Annotated in this window: 13 protein-coding genes and 3 pseudogenes; 7 read left to right on the forward strand and 9 right to left on the reverse strand. The window is 55.8% G+C overall.

Translation table 11 applies throughout. The features are described 5' to 3' along the window. The 4 genes and pseudogenes from GA0061101_RS36640 to GA0061101_RS36655 form a co-directional block, all read right to left on the reverse strand. Positions 1 to 281 (reverse strand): ATP-binding protein (locus tag GA0061101_RS36640; RefSeq protein WP_245297657.1); only part of this gene is annotated, 281 nt, incomplete at its 3' end. A 5-nt stretch (positions 282 to 286) separates the two neighbouring features. Continuing rightward, positions 287 to 1,780: pseudogene (gene istA / locus GA0061101_RS36645) on the reverse strand (IS21 family transposase); the annotation flags it as partial. A 686-nt stretch (positions 1,781 to 2,466) separates the two neighbouring features. After that, positions 2,467 to 4,287 (reverse strand): hypothetical protein, encoded by a 1,821-nt coding sequence (locus GA0061101_RS39985; RefSeq protein WP_245297658.1) that lies wholly within the window; start codon positions 4,285 to 4,287, stop codon positions 2,467 to 2,469. A 233-nt stretch (positions 4,288 to 4,520) separates the two neighbouring features. Continuing rightward, positions 4,521 to 5,432, reverse strand: a complete 912-nt coding sequence (locus GA0061101_RS36655; RefSeq protein ID WP_092577445.1) for an HNH endonuclease — start codon at positions 5,430 to 5,432, stop codon at positions 4,521 to 4,523. Between the two features lie 297 nt (positions 5,433 to 5,729). Between GA0061101_RS36655 and GA0061101_RS36660 the strand changes: the two genes are divergently transcribed. The 3 genes and pseudogenes from GA0061101_RS36660 (at position 5,730) to GA0061101_RS36670 (ending at position 8,503) form a co-directional block, all read left to right on the forward strand. Then, positions 5,730 to 6,308 carry a hypothetical protein gene (locus GA0061101_RS36660; RefSeq protein ID WP_092577447.1) on the forward strand — a complete coding sequence of 193 codons (579 nt, stop codon included), beginning with the start codon at positions 5,730 to 5,732 and terminating at the stop codon, positions 6,306 to 6,308. Beyond that, a pseudogene (locus GA0061101_RS36665) lies at positions 6,293 to 6,562 on the forward strand (hypothetical protein); the annotation flags it as partial. The gene GA0061101_RS36660 and the pseudogene GA0061101_RS36665, both read left to right, overlap by 16 nt. Before the next feature lie 153 nt (positions 6,563 to 6,715). Then, entirely contained in the window at positions 6,716 to 8,503 is a 1,788-nt protein-coding gene (locus GA0061101_RS36670) for a hypothetical protein (RefSeq protein WP_141694173.1), read from the forward strand. 307 nt (positions 8,504 to 8,810) lie between these two features. Here GA0061101_RS36670 and GA0061101_RS36675 read toward each other — a convergent pair whose 3' ends face one another. The 3 genes from GA0061101_RS36675 to GA0061101_RS36685 form a co-directional block, all read right to left on the reverse strand. Then, a complete protein-coding gene (locus GA0061101_RS36675; protein ID WP_037201600.1) occupies positions 8,811 to 9,104 on the reverse strand; it encodes a type II toxin-antitoxin system RelE/ParE family toxin in 294 nt (97 codons plus the stop codon). Beyond that, positions 9,101 to 9,409, reverse strand: coding sequence for a type II toxin-antitoxin system RelB/DinJ family antitoxin (locus GA0061101_RS36680; RefSeq protein ID WP_037201613.1), 309 nt, complete (start codon positions 9,407 to 9,409; stop codon positions 9,101 to 9,103). The genes GA0061101_RS36675 and GA0061101_RS36680 overlap by 4 nt, the downstream gene beginning before the upstream one ends. A gap of 317 nt (positions 9,410 to 9,726) precedes the next feature. Beyond that, entirely contained in the window at positions 9,727 to 10,530 is an 804-nt protein-coding gene (locus tag GA0061101_RS36685) for a helix-turn-helix domain-containing protein (RefSeq protein ID WP_037201382.1), read from the reverse strand. A 189-nt stretch (positions 10,531 to 10,719) separates the two neighbouring features. Between GA0061101_RS36685 and GA0061101_RS36690 the strand changes: the two genes are divergently transcribed. The 3 genes and pseudogenes from GA0061101_RS36690 to GA0061101_RS40630 form a co-directional block, all read left to right on the forward strand. Beyond that, positions 10,720 to 11,811, forward strand: coding sequence for an ABC transporter ATP-binding protein (locus tag GA0061101_RS36690; protein ID WP_092577455.1), 1,092 nt, complete (start codon positions 10,720 to 10,722; stop codon positions 11,809 to 11,811). 21 nt (positions 11,812 to 11,832) lie between these two features. Next, complete coding sequence (locus tag GA0061101_RS36695) at positions 11,833 to 12,996, forward strand: polyamine ABC transporter substrate-binding protein (RefSeq protein ID WP_037201387.1); 1,164 nt, start codon at positions 11,833 to 11,835, stop codon at positions 12,994 to 12,996. 82 nt (positions 12,997 to 13,078) lie between these two features. After that, positions 13,079 to 13,219: pseudogene (locus GA0061101_RS40630) on the forward strand (ABC transporter permease); the annotation flags it as partial. Between the two features lie 22 nt (positions 13,220 to 13,241). Here the strand turns inward: GA0061101_RS40630 and GA0061101_RS36700 are convergent. Then, on the reverse strand, positions 13,242 to 14,642 hold the full coding sequence (locus tag GA0061101_RS36700; protein ID WP_092577498.1) for an ISKra4 family transposase: 1,401 nt from the start codon (positions 14,640 to 14,642) through the stop codon (positions 13,242 to 13,244). 191 nt (positions 14,643 to 14,833) lie between these two features. Further along, positions 14,834 to 15,559, reverse strand: coding sequence for a plasmid pRiA4b ORF-3 family protein (locus GA0061101_RS36705; RefSeq protein WP_092577459.1), 726 nt, complete (start codon positions 15,557 to 15,559; stop codon positions 14,834 to 14,836). 389 nt (positions 15,560 to 15,948) lie between these two features. Between GA0061101_RS36705 and GA0061101_RS36710 the strand changes: the two genes are divergently transcribed. Further along, on the forward strand, positions 15,949 to 16,467 hold the full coding sequence (locus tag GA0061101_RS36710) for a hypothetical protein (RefSeq protein ID WP_092577462.1): 519 nt from the start codon (positions 15,949 to 15,951) through the stop codon (positions 16,465 to 16,467). The last annotated feature ends 14 nt before the right edge of the window (positions 16,468 to 16,481 follow it).

Here is a 16,481-nt window from a genome sequence, read left to right on the forward strand (position 1 = left end):
AATGTGCCGGTAGCCAGCTCTCGCACCAGGGATTCATTGACGGGCGTATTGGTGAAGTCGAAGTCATCGATGTCCTTGGCCAGTGGCAGCTTGGCGATACTGAGCTGGTAGCGAATGGACCGGGCCTGCTTCTCGGCGATCTCCGACTGCAGGAGGTCACCGACGATGCGCGGCGGTTCGTGTTGCCGTTTGATGCCATTGCCCATGACCTCGTCGTAAGCGCTGCCCATTCCGTAGAGCTTCAACGTGCTCATCAGTTCGAGAACCTGTGTGCGTTCCATCAGCTTGCCCTCCTGAGCCTGTCGTAACGGGCGCAATCGGCGACCGGCTCATGGGTCAATCGAAGCGCATCGGGGGTTTGAAGAGTGATGGCAGGCGCAGGGTCACGACTGCGAGCCAGGATATTGATGATCACCGAGGCAGAGCAGACGCCGTGATCCACCGCCTCCTGGCAGGCCGCATCGACAGCCGTCAGACCATCGGTCGGAACGCATGCAAGGATGGTGACCATTTGCCGATCACCGTCATGGACGCTCTTCAGGCGCTTGCGGACCTTCTCCATTGCTGCTGGCAACGCCCAATCCTTGAATGGGGCACCGTTGCGCAAAGCACCAGGTTTGCGAGCCAGAACAGGCACATAATGCCAGGGATTGTAGGCTGTATCGCCTCGACCAAAGCAACGCTGGTGTTCACCGACACTCACCCCATCCTGCTTGATGACGATCCGATCAGCATAGGCATGAACCTCGACAGGGCGACCTACTGCGGTTGAGAGGACAGAGTATTTGTTGTTGTCGAAACGGACCGTGCAGGTCTTCGACACCGAGGCCGGGACGCTATGGAAACCATCGAACGGCCCGACGTAATGCACGAGGCTGCCGCGTTCCTGCTCGAACACCTGCCAGATCATTCGCTCTGTCTGCTCGGGATGGCGGTGCGCCTTGGCGTAGGCGATGCATTTGTCGAGCAGCCAGACATTCAACTCCTCCAGGCTTTTGACCCGCAGGCGTGGTGTGAAGAAGCGCTCGCGAACCAGACCAACCTGGTTCTCGACCTGTCCTTTCTCCCATCCGGATGCGGGCGTGCAGGCGACCGGCTGAACCAGATAATGGCTGCACATCTGCAGGAAACGGCGATTGTATTGCCGCTCCTTGCCGACGAACACAGCCTCGACCGCAGTCTTCATGTTGTCGTAGATACCGCGCGTGCAGGTGCCTCGGAAGAAGTCGAAAGCCTTGTCGTGTGCATCGAACACCATCTCCTGGCTCTCACGCATATAGGCTCGTGCAAACATCATGCGGCTGTGGCAAAGCCGAACATGAGCGACCTTCACGGTCGTCGTCACGCCATTGATCAGGATGATCTCGTGGCTCCAGTCGAACTGGTAGGCTTCGCCTGGCGCGTAATAGAGCGGCACGTAGGCCTCGGCCGTGACAGCTCCCCGATCCTTCGACCAGCCCTTCGCATAGCGCCGGATCGCATCGTAGCTACCATCGTAACCAAGCGCCCGAAGCTCCTCATATATCCGGATCAGCGTCAGCCGCTCCCGAGAAGGCTTGCCTTCGTTGGCCATCAGAAAGCGCTCGATCTCAGCCTTCCAGACGCCAGTCTTTGGTAACGGTTGCCGTTCTCGCTCATAGGAGAAGTCGGTCTCATCGGAGCGCAATATCTTGCGGACCGTATTGCGGGACACATGCAGCTCCCGGACGATCTTCTTCACCGACCAGCCCTGCACATGGAAGGCTCGACGAACACGCGCAATCGTATCCACTCGCTTCAACTCCCCCTCCATCCGCCATCAAAAGACGGATGGTCAGACGAAACAGGAGGGGGGTCAAAATTAGACGCCGGTCACCCCGCCAGAGGGGTCAATATTCCACGCCGAAACACACATCACGCAGAGCGCGTCAAAAGAGAGACTGGCAGGCTTGCTGGCAACCGCCCACCTTTTGGGCCCGGGAGGCGTACGCAAAATGCTGCTTGGCCAGGATGGGAGCGATGCAAATGGCGTGACGGGGCGAGAATACTATCAGCTGCTTTCGACTTCGTTCGGGGGAGATGGGGCACCCCCACATGTTGCCGTTTGAACAACTGGCAGGCCGCCCAACACCTATGCCAGTCGTGAGTTTTACGATCGCGTTGAAGTTCAATACAACCTTGTTTCGGGAGAATCCTCATGAGGCTCGCCGGAGAAAATCGGTGCCCAGATTTCTTATAATTTCAGTGACGCTAAGCCTCTTCGGGATGACCGCATCGCATTGAAACGAAGTATGCCTTTGGCGGCATCACGTCTGTTCAGGGCTGCTCGCCGGCGGTGTGGACCAATGGAAAGTAATCGAACTCGGCAAAAGTCCTGAAAATCAGGTCGACTGCCCTTGAGGGATACGAACCGGCGGCCGATCCCTTGGCTGCCTACATGTTTGAAATCGTTGGAGGATCAAGAGATTGATTGTCAGAAGCCCCTGATCAAGGTTGGCAAACAACCGATCCGACTGCGCCGACCTCCGCACAGGCGGAGAAAAATGACTGAAGAAGCCAATATAGCTGCACGAACGCTGGCTTAGGGGCGTTTCCTTCTTTTACTTTGGACAAGGCATCTTCCACCGCTTTCTTACTAAGGGAGGATGTGACAATGACGGCTCTGCGGATTGTGTTTGGGTTGCTCCTAGTCTGAGCCAACTCGTCCTCAAGGGTTGCGGCTGTACCGTGAATTATCCGAGCAATGCTAGAAGGACCTTGGTTGCTGTTGTAGTTAGTCAACCAACTCGCGATCTTCGTTGCCATACGCTCTGGCGGGAAAGTCATGTTTCCCAAGTTTTTGATCGCCTGTCCTACGGACACGTGAAAGCCACTTGCCCCCAGCGAGAGCTTCCCGTGTTTCCCATGGTAAAAGTTAACGGTTGTCACGCCGCTTTGCGTTCGCACACCTATGAAGTCCGCCCATTCATCCGTCAGGTCGTCGCAAATAAGAATTTGATCTGCTACCCCGATGGTCCCAACAATGACCCCAAAGGTAGAATTCGCGTCAAAGGCGGTCTGCGGGGGGTTAAAGCTTCCCTTTTCATCGATGACTTTAACAAGAGTTGCCTCGGGATGCAGATATCGGAGGAGGTCATCTCCGCCATCCTTCAAGGTTTCGTCGCGGAAAATCGTCCCGCCTATATATGCAAGCGTAACATCGTTGAAGAGGACGACGAGCGCGTTCGCCTCATCGAGGAATTCTTTTAGTGATCGACGATTGACGTCGAGCCCGAGGGCCATCGCCGCATCCTCGACTTCAACGTTCGCCGCTAGGGCTAGGTCTAGCGACCGAAGAGCAATTCTCGACTTGTTTAGGCTTATTGATCCTATTTTAGCGCCGTGTTTGGAAGCGCGAACCTCTCTAACCTTGCGTCGCCCGACGATCTGGAAGGTTTGCTCCAAGCTTGAAATAAGGGCACGCAGATCAGTCTCGGGCAACTCAGCAAATGCGCCAGCATTGTTGCGGACAAGACGAAAAGATGGATTGTCGCCAGTTACAGCATCCAGAATCACCGACGAATCGATGGAAAGCGTAGTCGGCCTTGCGACTTTCATCGCTTCCTCGATTGAGATCGGCCGTGCGAAAGTCTTGATAAATGGCGAGACGGCTGCCGTCTTTGTCCTCAACTCGTCAATAACACTTTCGGCAAAGACAATCAGGTCATTGTGGCCCACCCGATTTGATCGCACCCCAATTCTACCGGTGCTTGGTGTAGCTGATGTTGATCGACCCTCGTGTTCAACCGTGAATGCTTGAGGAGCGTAACGTCTGCTGCCGGACGGACCGATAACATTGGTTAGATCTCTGGCCTCAAGCGTCTTGCTTCGCATTGCGAACGGCGAAACAGACATATTGCGTAAGCGAACCTTCTGGAAAACGGCGTCGACTTTCGCCACAGCAGCTTCAACGTCAGCCATGGCAACGCTGGCAAGATGTTCGGACTTGAAGGCACTGGTGAGACCCAGACGAGAGGAAAAAACAGCCAAGTGACCTTTGTATTCCACGAGTAATAGGTAACCGCAAAGCTCCTCTCTAACGGTGGTCGTTGAAATCAGAAACGAGGGCGCGCTAGAAAATTTAAAGCACAGCGCGGACCAACGCGTGTTCCCAGCTTTCACCTGCAAATGCTTGAATATGTTTCGCGAGGACTTTGTAACATGTGCAGCGCGCACGTTGTCAAAAAGGCTTCCGATGATAGCAGCCGTAATGCGTTTTTTACGCTTGTAGAAAGAAGCTGTTGTTACAACTGATAGCTCTCCAATCATCCTATTTTTGTCCGCCCATCAACTGAACTCAAAACACAACTAAGATGCGATCTTGTTATAGCACGGCTTACAACCAAATCGTTAGGGGCGCAATCGTCAGAATAGTTTAAGCCGCTCTGACAGATCTGCCATTACATCCTGAAAGGGCTTTATCACCCCTTCAGGATGTAATGGCTCGCGCAACTTGAATAGGAATTGAACCATCACGCCTATTCGGCCTAAGCTTTGTTCCACTATTGCTTGAAGCAATTCTCACGATGCCACCGAAGAAAATGCGGATGCGGCCGCGCAGACGGTCGCAAGGGCACGATCGCTCTGCCAGTCTTGTTGATGAGACCTCTTATGCTCTCCGGATCATTCGCCTGCCGCGAAATCAGGATATCCAGGTCATCCGAGAGGCCAATGAGGCCGCGATCAAACATCCAATGTGCCGTGCCAGATAAGGCGACGCCGTTACTGAGGATGTCAGGTCCATTCGCCTCAACAGGCCGGATATGTGCGGCATCAACTTCAGCCCGTCCACCACCATTGATGAGTTTCAAGCCAGTAATCGCGCATCGTTTGTCGTAGGCCTGTAAAACGAGCCGCCGAAACAGCCGATTGCGAATAGCGCGGGAGGTGAGCTGCATCACGCGGTCACGCGCTTGCTCAAAGATGAAAGGAGCTTGAGCGGCGTCTTCAAATCCGTTTATAAGATCAGCCGTTCCCGCTCCACCCAGCCGCGGCAATTCGGGTTCAATCTCATTGAGACCGACCGATAGAATGCGGTTGAAATCTGCAGCGGAAATGGGCCGCACCGCCGATTGCGCCCTCCCTGAAATCCGCCCGTCGTCGTTCAATACGCCACGTTCAATGACCCCATCAGGGCCATTGAACGGAACAGGATTGATGAAATCAAGATAACTGCCAGGTTCGATCAGTGCCAGATACATGCCCGCCACTTTCGGGTCCGGGATGACTTGGGCGATCTGGGCGATTGCGAAATATCCGCGTGTGGCTGCAACCTTGCGCGGTTCATAATAGATGATCCAGTCCCCGACGCAGTTTTCAACGCGACCGAGGTACTGGCTTGGAAACTGATATTGTTCAGCCGGGCTGTCGTCGTAGATCGAGTCCGAACGATGAATGAAAACTCCGAATCCCATCCTCGATGCTTAGCATGAGAAGATCGGCTTCGGATATGAAGTCTGTCCGTCGCTCGAAGACAAAATGACCGGAATTGCACGTTTTTAGCGGGAATGCCTAATGGCGCTTCCGAACAACAGCGAGATCGTCGATTGCCGGTGATCTCGGCCCCTGCGGCGGCCGGTCTGGATCCCATCGATGCTTTGAACGGTGATCTCTGCAACATCCCGAACGGCCGGATCTTAACCCTTCGCTAACGTTCCTTCCTTAGCAGGCCGTGCCCCGGGGCTGGAATCTTATCTATAAGGGAAACCTGAATGATCGTGAATCCGACGGCGAGATCCTTTCAATACAAGATCGCGGGCTTTTGTAAGATCCGGCTGGCACCACTGGTAAGTCCGGCCGAGCTTAAGCGCTTGACCGCTTACATGTTGGCCTTAGTCAACGATCAAGCCCTTCCTCCCATGAAGGGCAAGGCAGTCGATTGGACCGAGATCGCCGCCGCATGCCGGCTGGCTGCCAAGCCAAGCACAAAGTTGATGCGCGTTGGACAGCACGGCTTCGATGCCATCATCCGCTGGGTGAACACGAACACCGCGGCACCTGGCACCCGTACGAGTTCAGGGTCGAGCTCTTCACGGATCTCGAAAGCTCGAGCTGCCAGCGGCAGTCGCTCTGCGAAGAAGAATTCAAAACTGGGAGCAAAGCCCAAGCCGATTGACGAATTACCGGTTGCCCTCTTCGATGACTATACGGAACCCGTCTCCTTTCAGGCAGCATTGGAATTGCACATCAGGCGCTTTGGCGAGACCTACTACCATCTCCATCGTGCTGTTGTGCGGCCTGACGACACTTTTGATGTGAAGACTCTTCTCAGTTGGAGGCCTGGCGGCTGACCATTCAGCGATACGGCATCTACAATCCCTATACCGGCCGCGGGGCGATCAAGGGCTTGCTGCCGCACGGTCCCCATAATGTCCGGGATGTGTTGGCCACCCACATCCTCAAGCTGACAGGATCTTACGAGCAGGCGAGCTATGCGATCCAAGACACCCCTGACATGATCCAGCAGCACTATGGACGCTTCCTCCCCCAAGACAAAGCCGCTCTGGCCGCCAAGATCTTGAATCAGGTTTGGGAGGCGGCATAAGGCTTGACTGCCAAGTCTTTGGACGACGGCCTTACTTGATCTGGTCTCGCTGGCGCGGTGATGTAGCGCCAGCGGTCCGGATGCTAAAGACCGATTAGAGGGTACAAATCCACTAAAGGTATTCTGCGGGACAATCTGATCGAAAGAGGAATCATGGCTGGAGTGTCGGAAGATCGGTTAATTGCTATGCCCGCAGGAGCTGGGAAAATCCTTCTTGAGCGGGGCGGCATTCACCTCTGCGCCCTGCTGAAGGCAGACAACTTTTCAAAATTCAGTACGGAACGAGGACTTCGGGTCAGTGCGGAAAGACTGCTGACACTTGAACGCTTAGGGCTGTTTTCCCCGTTAGTTCGCCTGCGATCGCCAAACATAGAGCGCAAACCACTTAGCCTACCTTTAAGAGACAATGAATGGTTTGATCGTGGCTGGGCGATTGATACCGCGGACGGAGGTGAGCATTGGGTATCGGATCAGCGAACCAATGACAGCGAGGCCTACTATTCCCGCTTCCAGATAGCATCGTTGGATTTCGTCCTTTCGGAATACGACTTCACGGTACAACTGGAGAAGTTCGTTCACGCGCCCAAATTCGATGCGCGCGCGTGGACAAAAATCGGCAGGCAGCTCTTCAAGATTTATGAGACGCGCAATCGCGTCGACGGCACGCACCTCTTCAGGCCGACCATTGACGCGCTTTGCCAATACATTTCCGACCGCTATTACCCGCACACCCAGACGAATATGAGGAGCATGTCAGTGTTTAGCGGCGGATTTTCATTCGACGAGTGGACCATTACCAATAGCAGAAAATGGGAGTGGGAGGATTATGCTCGTTCGTGGAATCCCAGGGAAACGGAAGAGACCTTTGGCCTGACACCAGCCAAGCTAAAACATGCCTATGAGGCACTTGCCGGACAACAAAGTCAGGTTGATCCGCTCTCCAATTGGCACAAATTGGTTCAGTTCGTCTCACCGCGCGAACGCGATCGCCTAAAGGGGGCGGCATTGGCCGCGGAAACAATGCGGTCCGGGGCGCTGATGCTGAGGCTTCTCCATAAGGAATTGTACGGTGAGGATCTAAACCATCCAAATGAGGTCTACGGGACTATCATCACGCATATGCCCGAGCTGAATATTCGCTCCGATGCACGACGATACCTAGAGTTTGTTGTCAACCAGTTCGACCTAAACCCTCGCCCTAAGCTGACACTTTTCCTTGAAGGGCAGAGTGAGGCGGTCGCTGTAAATGCAATCTTCGAACGCTACTTCGGCGCATCGGTGGGCACCCACGCCATAGAAATCATCGTGTTGGGGGGCGTGGACAACGCGACCGGCACTAAGGACGATCGCTTTCGCGCTATTTTGCGGTTGGTCGATTATCTTCACCATCACCAGACATTTACGTTCCTGATCTTGGACAACGAGAACAGCGCGGCAAAACTCAAAGCGGCTGCGCATAAAGCCAAATCCACCCTTCATGCTAAGCGCTTCGTCACTCGTCCGGAGTACCTGAAGGTTTGGAGGGACTCTTTCGAGTTTGACAACTTTTCAGCCACCGAGATCGCTACCGCACTGAGGCGACTTGCGGGCGGGAGTAGTCAATTTTCTTCCGCCGACATTGCGGTTTGCAAACGGGACAAGTTGCCGGGTGCTGCATTGACCGCATTGTACCGGGAGCGCACGGGCCATAATCTGAATAAGCTCGACCTAGCCAGAGAACTGACTGAATGCATGTTCGAAGCCAGCAGCCGTCGTGCAATCGGTAATCGACCATTGATCCGAGTATTGGAGCGTGTGGTGAAGTTGGCCGCCCTCAACCCATTCCCCACTATGGCAGAAAGCTGGGAGTACAATCAAACCTCCAGCTATCTAGGTAAGACTAGAGAGCGCATCAAGCGGCCAGCCGGATTTCGACGTAGTAGCTCCCGAAATCGTCGTTAAGTGCTCGCGGGTGCAGACTTACGGCCGCCCGTCAGCCGTCATCATGGCGGCTTTCGGGAGAGGATGCAGCAAGCCTAAACGGCCGTAACGAGGGCGCAAAGCAGTCGTCCCGCACTTGGCTGCAACGCCACTTTTAAAGATCACGACCCGCAGTCAACAAAATCGGATCCGTTGATGTGAAAGGGATCGAACCACTGGCCCGATACTTTCCAGGTGTTAAGCTAAGGTACTTGATCGACAACTAACGACAAGACGGACCCGCGGCGACTATCGCAGAGACGTAGAGGATGCGCGTCGAGCTACGAACTCAACTATTTGGCAAAGTCTCTGGCCATTCTTGCGAACCATGAAGGACGCGAAGGACACGAACTGCTGTCTCCGTAACGGCATATGCCGCGACATAGGGCGTTCCGTTGATCACCAGTTCGCGCGTCCCGGCAATTCTCCCAACGCGGCCGCTTGCGGGAAAGTCGATCAAGCGGCGAGTGGCAGCCATAATCCGTTCATCGATCATGACAGCGGCTGAAGGATTGTCTGCCTCGATGTAGGTGAATATAGCGTCACGATCCGATAGGGCGAACGCAGACCATGTCAGCTTCACGATTTGCGGCCACCCGCTTTGAGGCGCGCTGTCGCTCGGCGCTTTGCGAAATGGGCCTCGACTTCATCATCCGAAATGTCGGGCCGAGTGTCGTTTAGCGCTTCCAGTACCTTGGTACGAAACCAAGCATCGTGAACTTCACTGCTCGAGAAAAGTTCAAGTGGCAGCGCACCCTCATTAGCCGTCCGGGTGAGTAAGATTCGAACCGCGTCAGATACCGTTAGACCCATGCTCTCAAGAACGGCCGAAGCACGATCGCGAACGTCTGCATCGATACGTGTTTGGACAAGTGCGTTTGCAGCCATAGCTATCTCCATATTCAGCACAACGGTAATGCATTTGAATGACAATATCCATAACAAGTTTTCGGCCATCTCCAAAATTACTTTATTTCAAGCTCTTGAAGAGAATCGAACCGACGAGCCCCTTGTTACAAAAGCCAAACGTCTGAAATTCCCCCTGTTTCTGCAGAAAATGAGTCTGTGCCGATGTGCGCGTCTCCTTTGATGACCCATCGGGACCTGAGCAATCAGCGGCAGCAACTTCTTCTCGATCTCAGGCCATGGCACATCGGCTGCAACTCCTTGGCCCTAATAGCAACCCCGGGGCGTGCGGCCAGCGGTTAGCTGAGATTCTTCAGGTAGAGTGAGAGCAGCTGTGTTTGTGAGGAGATTCCGAGCTTACGATAGACGTTGCGGCGGTGGACCTTTACCGTTCCCGTCGAGATGTTGAGCTTCAGGCCGATCGATTCAGATGAGTGTCCCTGCAGCACCAGTTCAACGATCGCCGTTTCGCGACCGGTAAGATTTAGATCGTGCCAAACCGTGTCGGCGCGTGGCATGACCTCGCTTTTACGGCGGCTTTTGCCCCTTGCTACGAAGCGGGCATTGAACCGCGGCGTGAGCCCGGACCAGTAATGTTTCACCATGCTGACCACGAGCGGCTCCACCTTTTTCAGCGTTGTAAACTCGGCGGGTGGAAAAGGACCGGTCTGCTCCCGCCGCATCAGCGAAAGGACGACGGTGATATCGCCCTCGATAGGCACGAAGAAGCCGATTTCTTCGGCCAGTCCGGTCTGGACGTAATAGGTGCGGTAGTATTCGCTAGAGAAGAACCTGTCCGGCGCCAGTTCGCGCATCCTGAAGACACCTTCACGCCGTTCACGAGCGGTATGGTAGAAGGGGTCGAGCAGATATGGACCTGCCTGATAGAGTGTTACGAAGACGATATTCTCGTCACGATCGAAAGTGCTGTAGAGATCGATCGGTCGCTCTTTTGCCCGATAGGCGAAGACGACGACATAGTCGAAGCGGACGAGTGCTGTCATCATCTGCCGGAAGGTATCGCCAAAACCGGCATCGGTCATGGCAGGCTTGCCAACCGTCGCATTGAAGGCCGTAAACAGCGTCTCCAGGTCGATACTCACTAGCCCGTCCTCCCCGCCGGCCCTAAAATTCGCGGAAGCCGGGTATACACCTCCCACGAAACAATGTGCGCCTAAATACCTCTCTCGGGGTATATACCGTGGAGGAAGCTCAGGCTTACTCTTTGCTTAACGACGGTGGCAATAAGGCGGCGATAGACTGCCATTCCAAACCAACCGCAGGGAACAGACGTGGCATCCGCTTCGACGAACGATATCGAGTTCCGTTCGGTCACAAAGAACTATGGCGTTGTGACCGCTGTGACGGACATTAATCTTACAGTGCCCAAGGGTGCCTTTCTGGCATTGCTCGGCCCATCCGGCTGCGGCAAGACGACCTGCCTGCGCATGATCGGCGGCTTCGAACAGCCGAGCGAAGGCACCGTGCTGATCGACGGGCGCGAGATGAACGGAGTTCCGGCCTATCGCCGCCCTGTCAACATGGTCTTCCAGCACTACGCGCTGTTCCCGCACTTCAATGTCGAGCAGAACGTCGCCTATGGGCTCAAGCAGATGCGCCCGAAGATCACGCCACATGAGATCGACCGGCGCGTCGCTGAGGCGCTCGAAATGGTCCGGCTCGGCGGTTTTGCAAAGCGGCACATCCATGAAATGTCGGGTGGGCAACAGCAGCGTGTGGCGCTTGCCCGCGCCATCGTCAACCGCCCTTCCGTGTTGCTGCTGGACGAGCCTCTGGCTGCACTCGACAAGAAGCTGCGGTCGGCCATGCAGATCGAACTGCAGACCTTGCAGCGTGAACTCGGCATCACCTTCGTCCTCGTCACCCACGACCAGGAAGAGGCGCTTTCGATGGCCGATATCGTCTGCGTCATGAGTGCCGGGCGCATCCGTCAATTCGGCAGCCCGCAGGAAGTCTATGACCGCCCGGCAGATCTTTTCGTTGCCGATTTCGTCGGCAAGACGAACCGTATCGCCGCAGCAATGGAGGCCGATGGTACGACGCTCAGGCTGGCGGATGGCTCATCAATCGCCTCCGGCAAGCGGCTCGCGTCGGGCGAAGTCATCGCTGCGTTGCGCCCCGAGGCAATCCATCTGACGCGCAAGGCCGCGCCCTTAGGCGCGTCATTCAAGGGAACCGTGACGCATCGTATCTTTCTCGGCTCGTCTGCCGAATATGCGGTCAGCGTGCCGGGGCTCGGCGATTTCCTGATCACGGCAGACCGGCGCAGCATGAATGAGAGCGACCTCGTGGAGCCCGGTGAGGAAGTTTTCCTCTGTTTCGACCCCGCGGCCATCCATGTCTTTCCAGCATCGAATGCATAAACCAGACAAGGGAACAGCATCATGAGCAAGGATTATAAAGACAATCTGCCCATTTCCGCCGAAGGCTTCATGGACGAGTTCATGCGCCTGAAGCGCGGTTCCGTCAGTCGCCGGCACTTCCTCGGCGTCACCGGCCTCGGTCTTGCGACCGCCGTACTGTCGCGCTTCCCAGGCGCGCTGTCGACGCCTGCTTATGCGGCCGAAGATCTGGGTAAGCAGATGTCGATCGCCACTTGGCCGAACTATCATGATCCGGCAACCTTCGAGAATTTCAAGGCGGCGACCGGCGTTGCCGTTGAAGTCAATGTCTTTGGCTCGAACGAGGAAATGCTCGCCAAGCTGCAGGCCGGTGCCTCTGGCTGGTCGCTCTTCGTGCCGACCAACTACACGATCTCGACCCATCATAAGCTTGGTCTGATTGACGAGCTAGACCTTTCCAAGATTCCGAATTTCAGCCAGGCAACCGAAAGCCCGCGCTTCACCAAGGAAGGCCAGATCGACGGCAAGACCTATGCTGTGCCTAAGAATTGGGGTACGACCGGTTTCTCCGTCAATACGTCCAAGATCAAGACCAAGCTTTCCAGTTGGAAGGACTTCTTCGAGATCGCCCAGACCGAAGCCGATGGCCGCGCCATGGTGCACGACTATCAGCTGACGACGATCGGGAGCGCGCTTGTCTCGCTCGGCTACGACTTCAATTCGATCAAGGCCGACGAACTTGCCAAGGCAGAAGAGCTGCTGATCAAGGTGAAGCCGCATCTCTTTGCAATTAATTCCGACTATCAGCCATCCATGCGCTCGACCGATGCATGGCTCACGATGTGTTGGACCAATGATGGGGCGCAGCTCAACCGCGATATGCCGGAACTTGCCTATGTCCTTGGCACCGACGGGGGTGAAATCTGGACGGATTATTATGCGATCCCGAAGGATGCGCCCAACAAGGCCGCAGGTTACGCGTTGCTCAACTACCTGATGGACCCACAGAATGCGGTGAAGGAGCATATTGCCAACGGCGCACCAACTACCGACAGCCGCGTAATCGCGCTGCTGCCCAAGGAGGTCACGTCGAACAAGATCGTCTATCCGGACGAAGCGGCACTGACACCGCTGGAATTCGGCGCCGCCGTGACACTCACCGATCCGGGCCGCGCCGAACTGATGGCGCGCTTCAAGTCGGCGTAAGTCTTTCCTGCATCCCGGCTTCCCTCGCCCCGCAGAGGAGAAGCCGGTTCTGCTTCCAAATCCGGTGGATGAAGACCAAGCCATGTCCCTGCCCCACGTCACCAAACGGCGCCTGATCACCGCGGCTCTCGTCGGCCCGGCCAGCATCTGGCTGTTCGTCTTTCTGGTGCTGCCCTTCATCGCAATCGTCGTCTTTGCCTTCGGCGAACGGGCGCCCGAAGGGAGCATGAGGATTTGTGGGGTGGTCATGCGGCGCGAGCGGTTTCTCTGTACTCGTGATTGTCGTTCGACATGCCGGGATACCACTTACGAAAGGTCGAACGAAGGGAGCCGTCAAGCGTCTGCGTGCGGGTTTGCAGCAGAAGATGAGCGCCGACTTTGCTCCATTGCATTTGCTGCTTCTTGGCGAAACGCTTGGAAATGACGGCATTGACGGTTGCCTCGACGAAAGCAGAAGAGATGCGTTCACCGGACCGGTAACGCTCGCCGTAGTTGATCAGGCTTGCATTGTTGGAGGCGATGTAAGACCTGAACTCGCTGATGGTGGTCAAGAACTTGCGCATGTTGGGATAGCCCGTTTCAAGAGCTTCCGCATCAAATTGCAGTTCTGCGATTTCCTCGCGCGCACGATAGCCGTTGCCATGCCAGAGATGCCATTTGATTTTGCGTAGGCCCTCAAGCAGATCCTGCCCAGCCTGCTCGTCGTAGTTTTCGAGCCCCTGCGCGAACTGGCGAAGGACCGTGATGCGCATGGTGACGTGGAACCAGTCCAGGACATGCTCGCTCGCCGGTGCGATCATTTCGGCAAGCGATCGAACCTCTTCACCGCCGTCGGTGATGAAGGTGATATCCTGATTGGCCTGAACACCTTGCTTTTTGAGATGGTCGAGTATGCGGCGTTGCGGCTTGCGATCATGACCTTGGACGAAGCCGATATAGCGTGGATCACCGTCGTCGGGTAGCGAACGACCGACGATCAGTTCGAAATTCTTTTTGCGGTTATCGCGGTCTCGGATGTAGCCGCCATCCAGGCCGATAACGATGCGGCCATCCGGAATAGGCAGGTTCATCCAGTCATGCGGGCAGGCATCCTGCATAAAGGACACCCGTTCTTCGGTCAGCTCCCGCTCGATACGGCCGGCCGTGCGCAACGCATGCTGCCGAACTGTCGTGGCATTGGCACCACTATCGATCGGCAGCACATCGGCCAGCAGCTCCGCAGCAGCGGCGTAGGGCACAAGTGAGGCCCACCGGGTCTCCAGATAAAGGCGTTCGGGTGCGATGTGGTCGGGTATCAGTTCCCGCAGCGGTGAGATCGTTGCAGGACTGTTCGCGCCGTCAACCCGTGGCAGATAATAGCGCGGGCTCTTCAGACGTACATCGCCGAACAGGGTATGGAAGGTGACGGGATAGCTACCCTTGCTTCGCAGACGGCGACCATCCCGGTCGCGATGTTCACTGAGCCACGATTCCACCTGCGTCGCCACCATGACTTGCTGCAGTTTTGCAAGGAGGGTCTTTGCCTCGGACAACGACAGGCCAAGATCTTCGGGCCTTTTCGTCACCTTCATTAGATCGGCGACTGTCTCGGTCGCGACAATCTCGCTGTCGTCGTTCAGCATTTGCAATGTAAGTCGTGCGCGCATGTCGTCTTCCCGCATCAAATTTTCCACAACAGCCGTAGTGGAGAACCCGATGTTCGCAAAACTCCGTCTCCGCACTTCGGTCGTGCCGGAAACAGCGATAGAGATCATCGGTTAGCAATCCGCAAATTCTTCAGTGAACTGGCAAGACTTCGACGGGGTCACGGCCCCGGCCGCCCGCGCAGAATGAAACATCACATCTGTTGATGCATAAGGCTGAGATGTTCACCGCGTTGCAGGCGTTCATTGGTTTTCCGGCGTTCGAAGTTTTCTCCCAGGCAGCTTGCGCGTTGCTTCAGTCTCTCCAGGGCGGCGCGCAGTTCATCCCCGCGATCCGGGTCGTCCAGCATCGCAAGGGATTTTGTTTCGGTGACTTCTTGCAGAAACTCGGTCGTGATCACCAGATCGTCCATCGTCTCGTAGCCGAAGGCGTTGTCCTGTCGCCACATCAATGCTTCCGGCCCACCGCACTCCTCCGTCGGGCAGTCGCCGTCTCCTCCCGCGCATGCCGGATAGTGAGCGCCCGGTTTGACTGACTGGCGCTCCTCCAGCCGGATTTCATGCTCCCAGGGAATGTTGAGGTCGTATTCATACAGGAATCGGATGCCCTTGCGCAGCTTCAATTCGCCAAGCGACATGGCCGAGGATCGGGCTCCAGTTTCCCACGAGCCATACCGTGCAGTGTGAATGATGAATTGGTAAAGGTGGATGCCTTCCCATCCCATCACGACCTGAAGGACGCCATGAAACTCGCGCAACGTCATTGTCGAGGCAACCTGAACCCTGCGCCATACCATCGGGCTCACGCCCTTTAGCCAGATGCGGAATTGCAGGACGAAATCCTCATCCTCCGAAATTGCCGTCTGTTCAGCAGTTTTCCCTGCCGCTCGTTTTGCCCTCTTCACATCCGCCGGTCCCATCGAAATTCAATGACGGCGACATACTTCGTTCTATCCCGCCCCACAAATGCTTATGCTCCCCGAAGGGGCTGGAAATGGCACTGGCGATCGGCACGCGACAACGTGAAACCGGCCTGATCCGGTCGCGGGAGGTGGCCGGCTGGTTGCGCCGAGCTTGCTCCACCGCGAGGATTTCGAGAATCCGGACGCCAGAGATAATGGTGGCGATCGTTACAAGGAAACATCGCGCCATTTGCGAGGAAAAATAGTAGAAAGGCGATTTATTCTCGCTTTTATATTCACCATGACGATTTTCGGACGTAAAAATCCCTGTTTGTCGATTTCTTATCGTTTGAAAGGAGGGGAAGAAGCAAGTATTTCTAGGGGACCCAACAAAAGAGGATTTGACGATGCATACCAAACGCCCTCGCGGACGGCCTGCCGGTTCCGGCATCGATGACAGTCGGTTTCTCAATGAAGTCGCCGATCTCCTGCTTGCCAACACCCGGCTGAAGCCTACGACGGCGATGCGTCGGGTCATCACAACGCGTAAAGGTGCCTGGATAGCCCATTCGGAAGAGGCCATGCTTCGCCGCCTGCAGGATAAGTGGAAGGCCCATAAAGCCGTGTTCACAGCGGAAGCTCAGCGTCGTCAGCAGCCTAGCGTGACGATTTCGGACGTGATCGAGGCGGGGATCGCTCTACACGCCGCTTACCGGCGCATTATGACGCCAGAGAACATCGAGAAAGCAATCCGCACGATTAACGCGGTCAACGAGCGGATCAGGGAGTTCGCCGAACCTTTGACCCGCCTTCAGCAGCATCCCATGTTTCGACCCGAAAACCTGCAGAAATTTGCTTACGCGGCAGAGCGGATAAGAGATATGGATCGTGTCTCACTTCAAATATCTCAGGCCAGGCTTCGGTAAAACACCAGCTGCCT

This window comes from Martinezella lusitana, assembly GCF_900094565.1.
GTDB lineage: Bacteria > Pseudomonadota > Alphaproteobacteria > Rhizobiales > Rhizobiaceae > Rhizobium > Rhizobium lusitanum.

Excerpts from the sequence above, each read along its gene's own strand:
- GA0061101_RS36710 (WP_092577462.1), top strand. The coding sequence starts at position 15,949 with ATGCATACCAAACGCCCTCGCGGACGGCCTGCCGGTTCCGGCATCGAT.
- GA0061101_RS39985 (WP_245297658.1), bottom strand. The coding sequence starts at position 4,287 with ATGATTGGAGAGCTATCAGTTGTAACAACAGCTTCTTTCTACAAGCGT.
- GA0061101_RS36660 (WP_092577447.1), top strand. The coding sequence starts at position 5,730 with ATGATCGTGAATCCGACGGCGAGATCCTTTCAATACAAGATCGCGGGC.
- GA0061101_RS36695 (WP_037201387.1), top strand. The coding sequence starts at position 11,833 with ATGAGCAAGGATTATAAAGACAATCTGCCCATTTCCGCCGAAGGCTTC.
- GA0061101_RS36655 (WP_092577445.1), bottom strand. The coding sequence starts at position 5,432 with ATGGGATTCGGAGTTTTCATTCATCGTTCGGACTCGATCTACGACGAC.
- GA0061101_RS36700 (WP_092577498.1), bottom strand. The coding sequence starts at position 14,642 with ATGCGCGCACGACTTACATTGCAAATGCTGAACGACGACAGCGAGATT.
- GA0061101_RS36705 (WP_092577459.1), bottom strand. The coding sequence starts at position 15,559 with ATGGGACCGGCGGATGTGAAGAGGGCAAAACGAGCGGCAGGGAAAACT.
- GA0061101_RS36670 (WP_141694173.1), top strand. The coding sequence starts at position 6,716 with ATGGCTGGAGTGTCGGAAGATCGGTTAATTGCTATGCCCGCAGGAGCT.
- GA0061101_RS36680 (WP_037201613.1), bottom strand. The coding sequence starts at position 9,409 with ATGGCTGCAAACGCACTTGTCCAAACACGTATCGATGCAGACGTTCGC.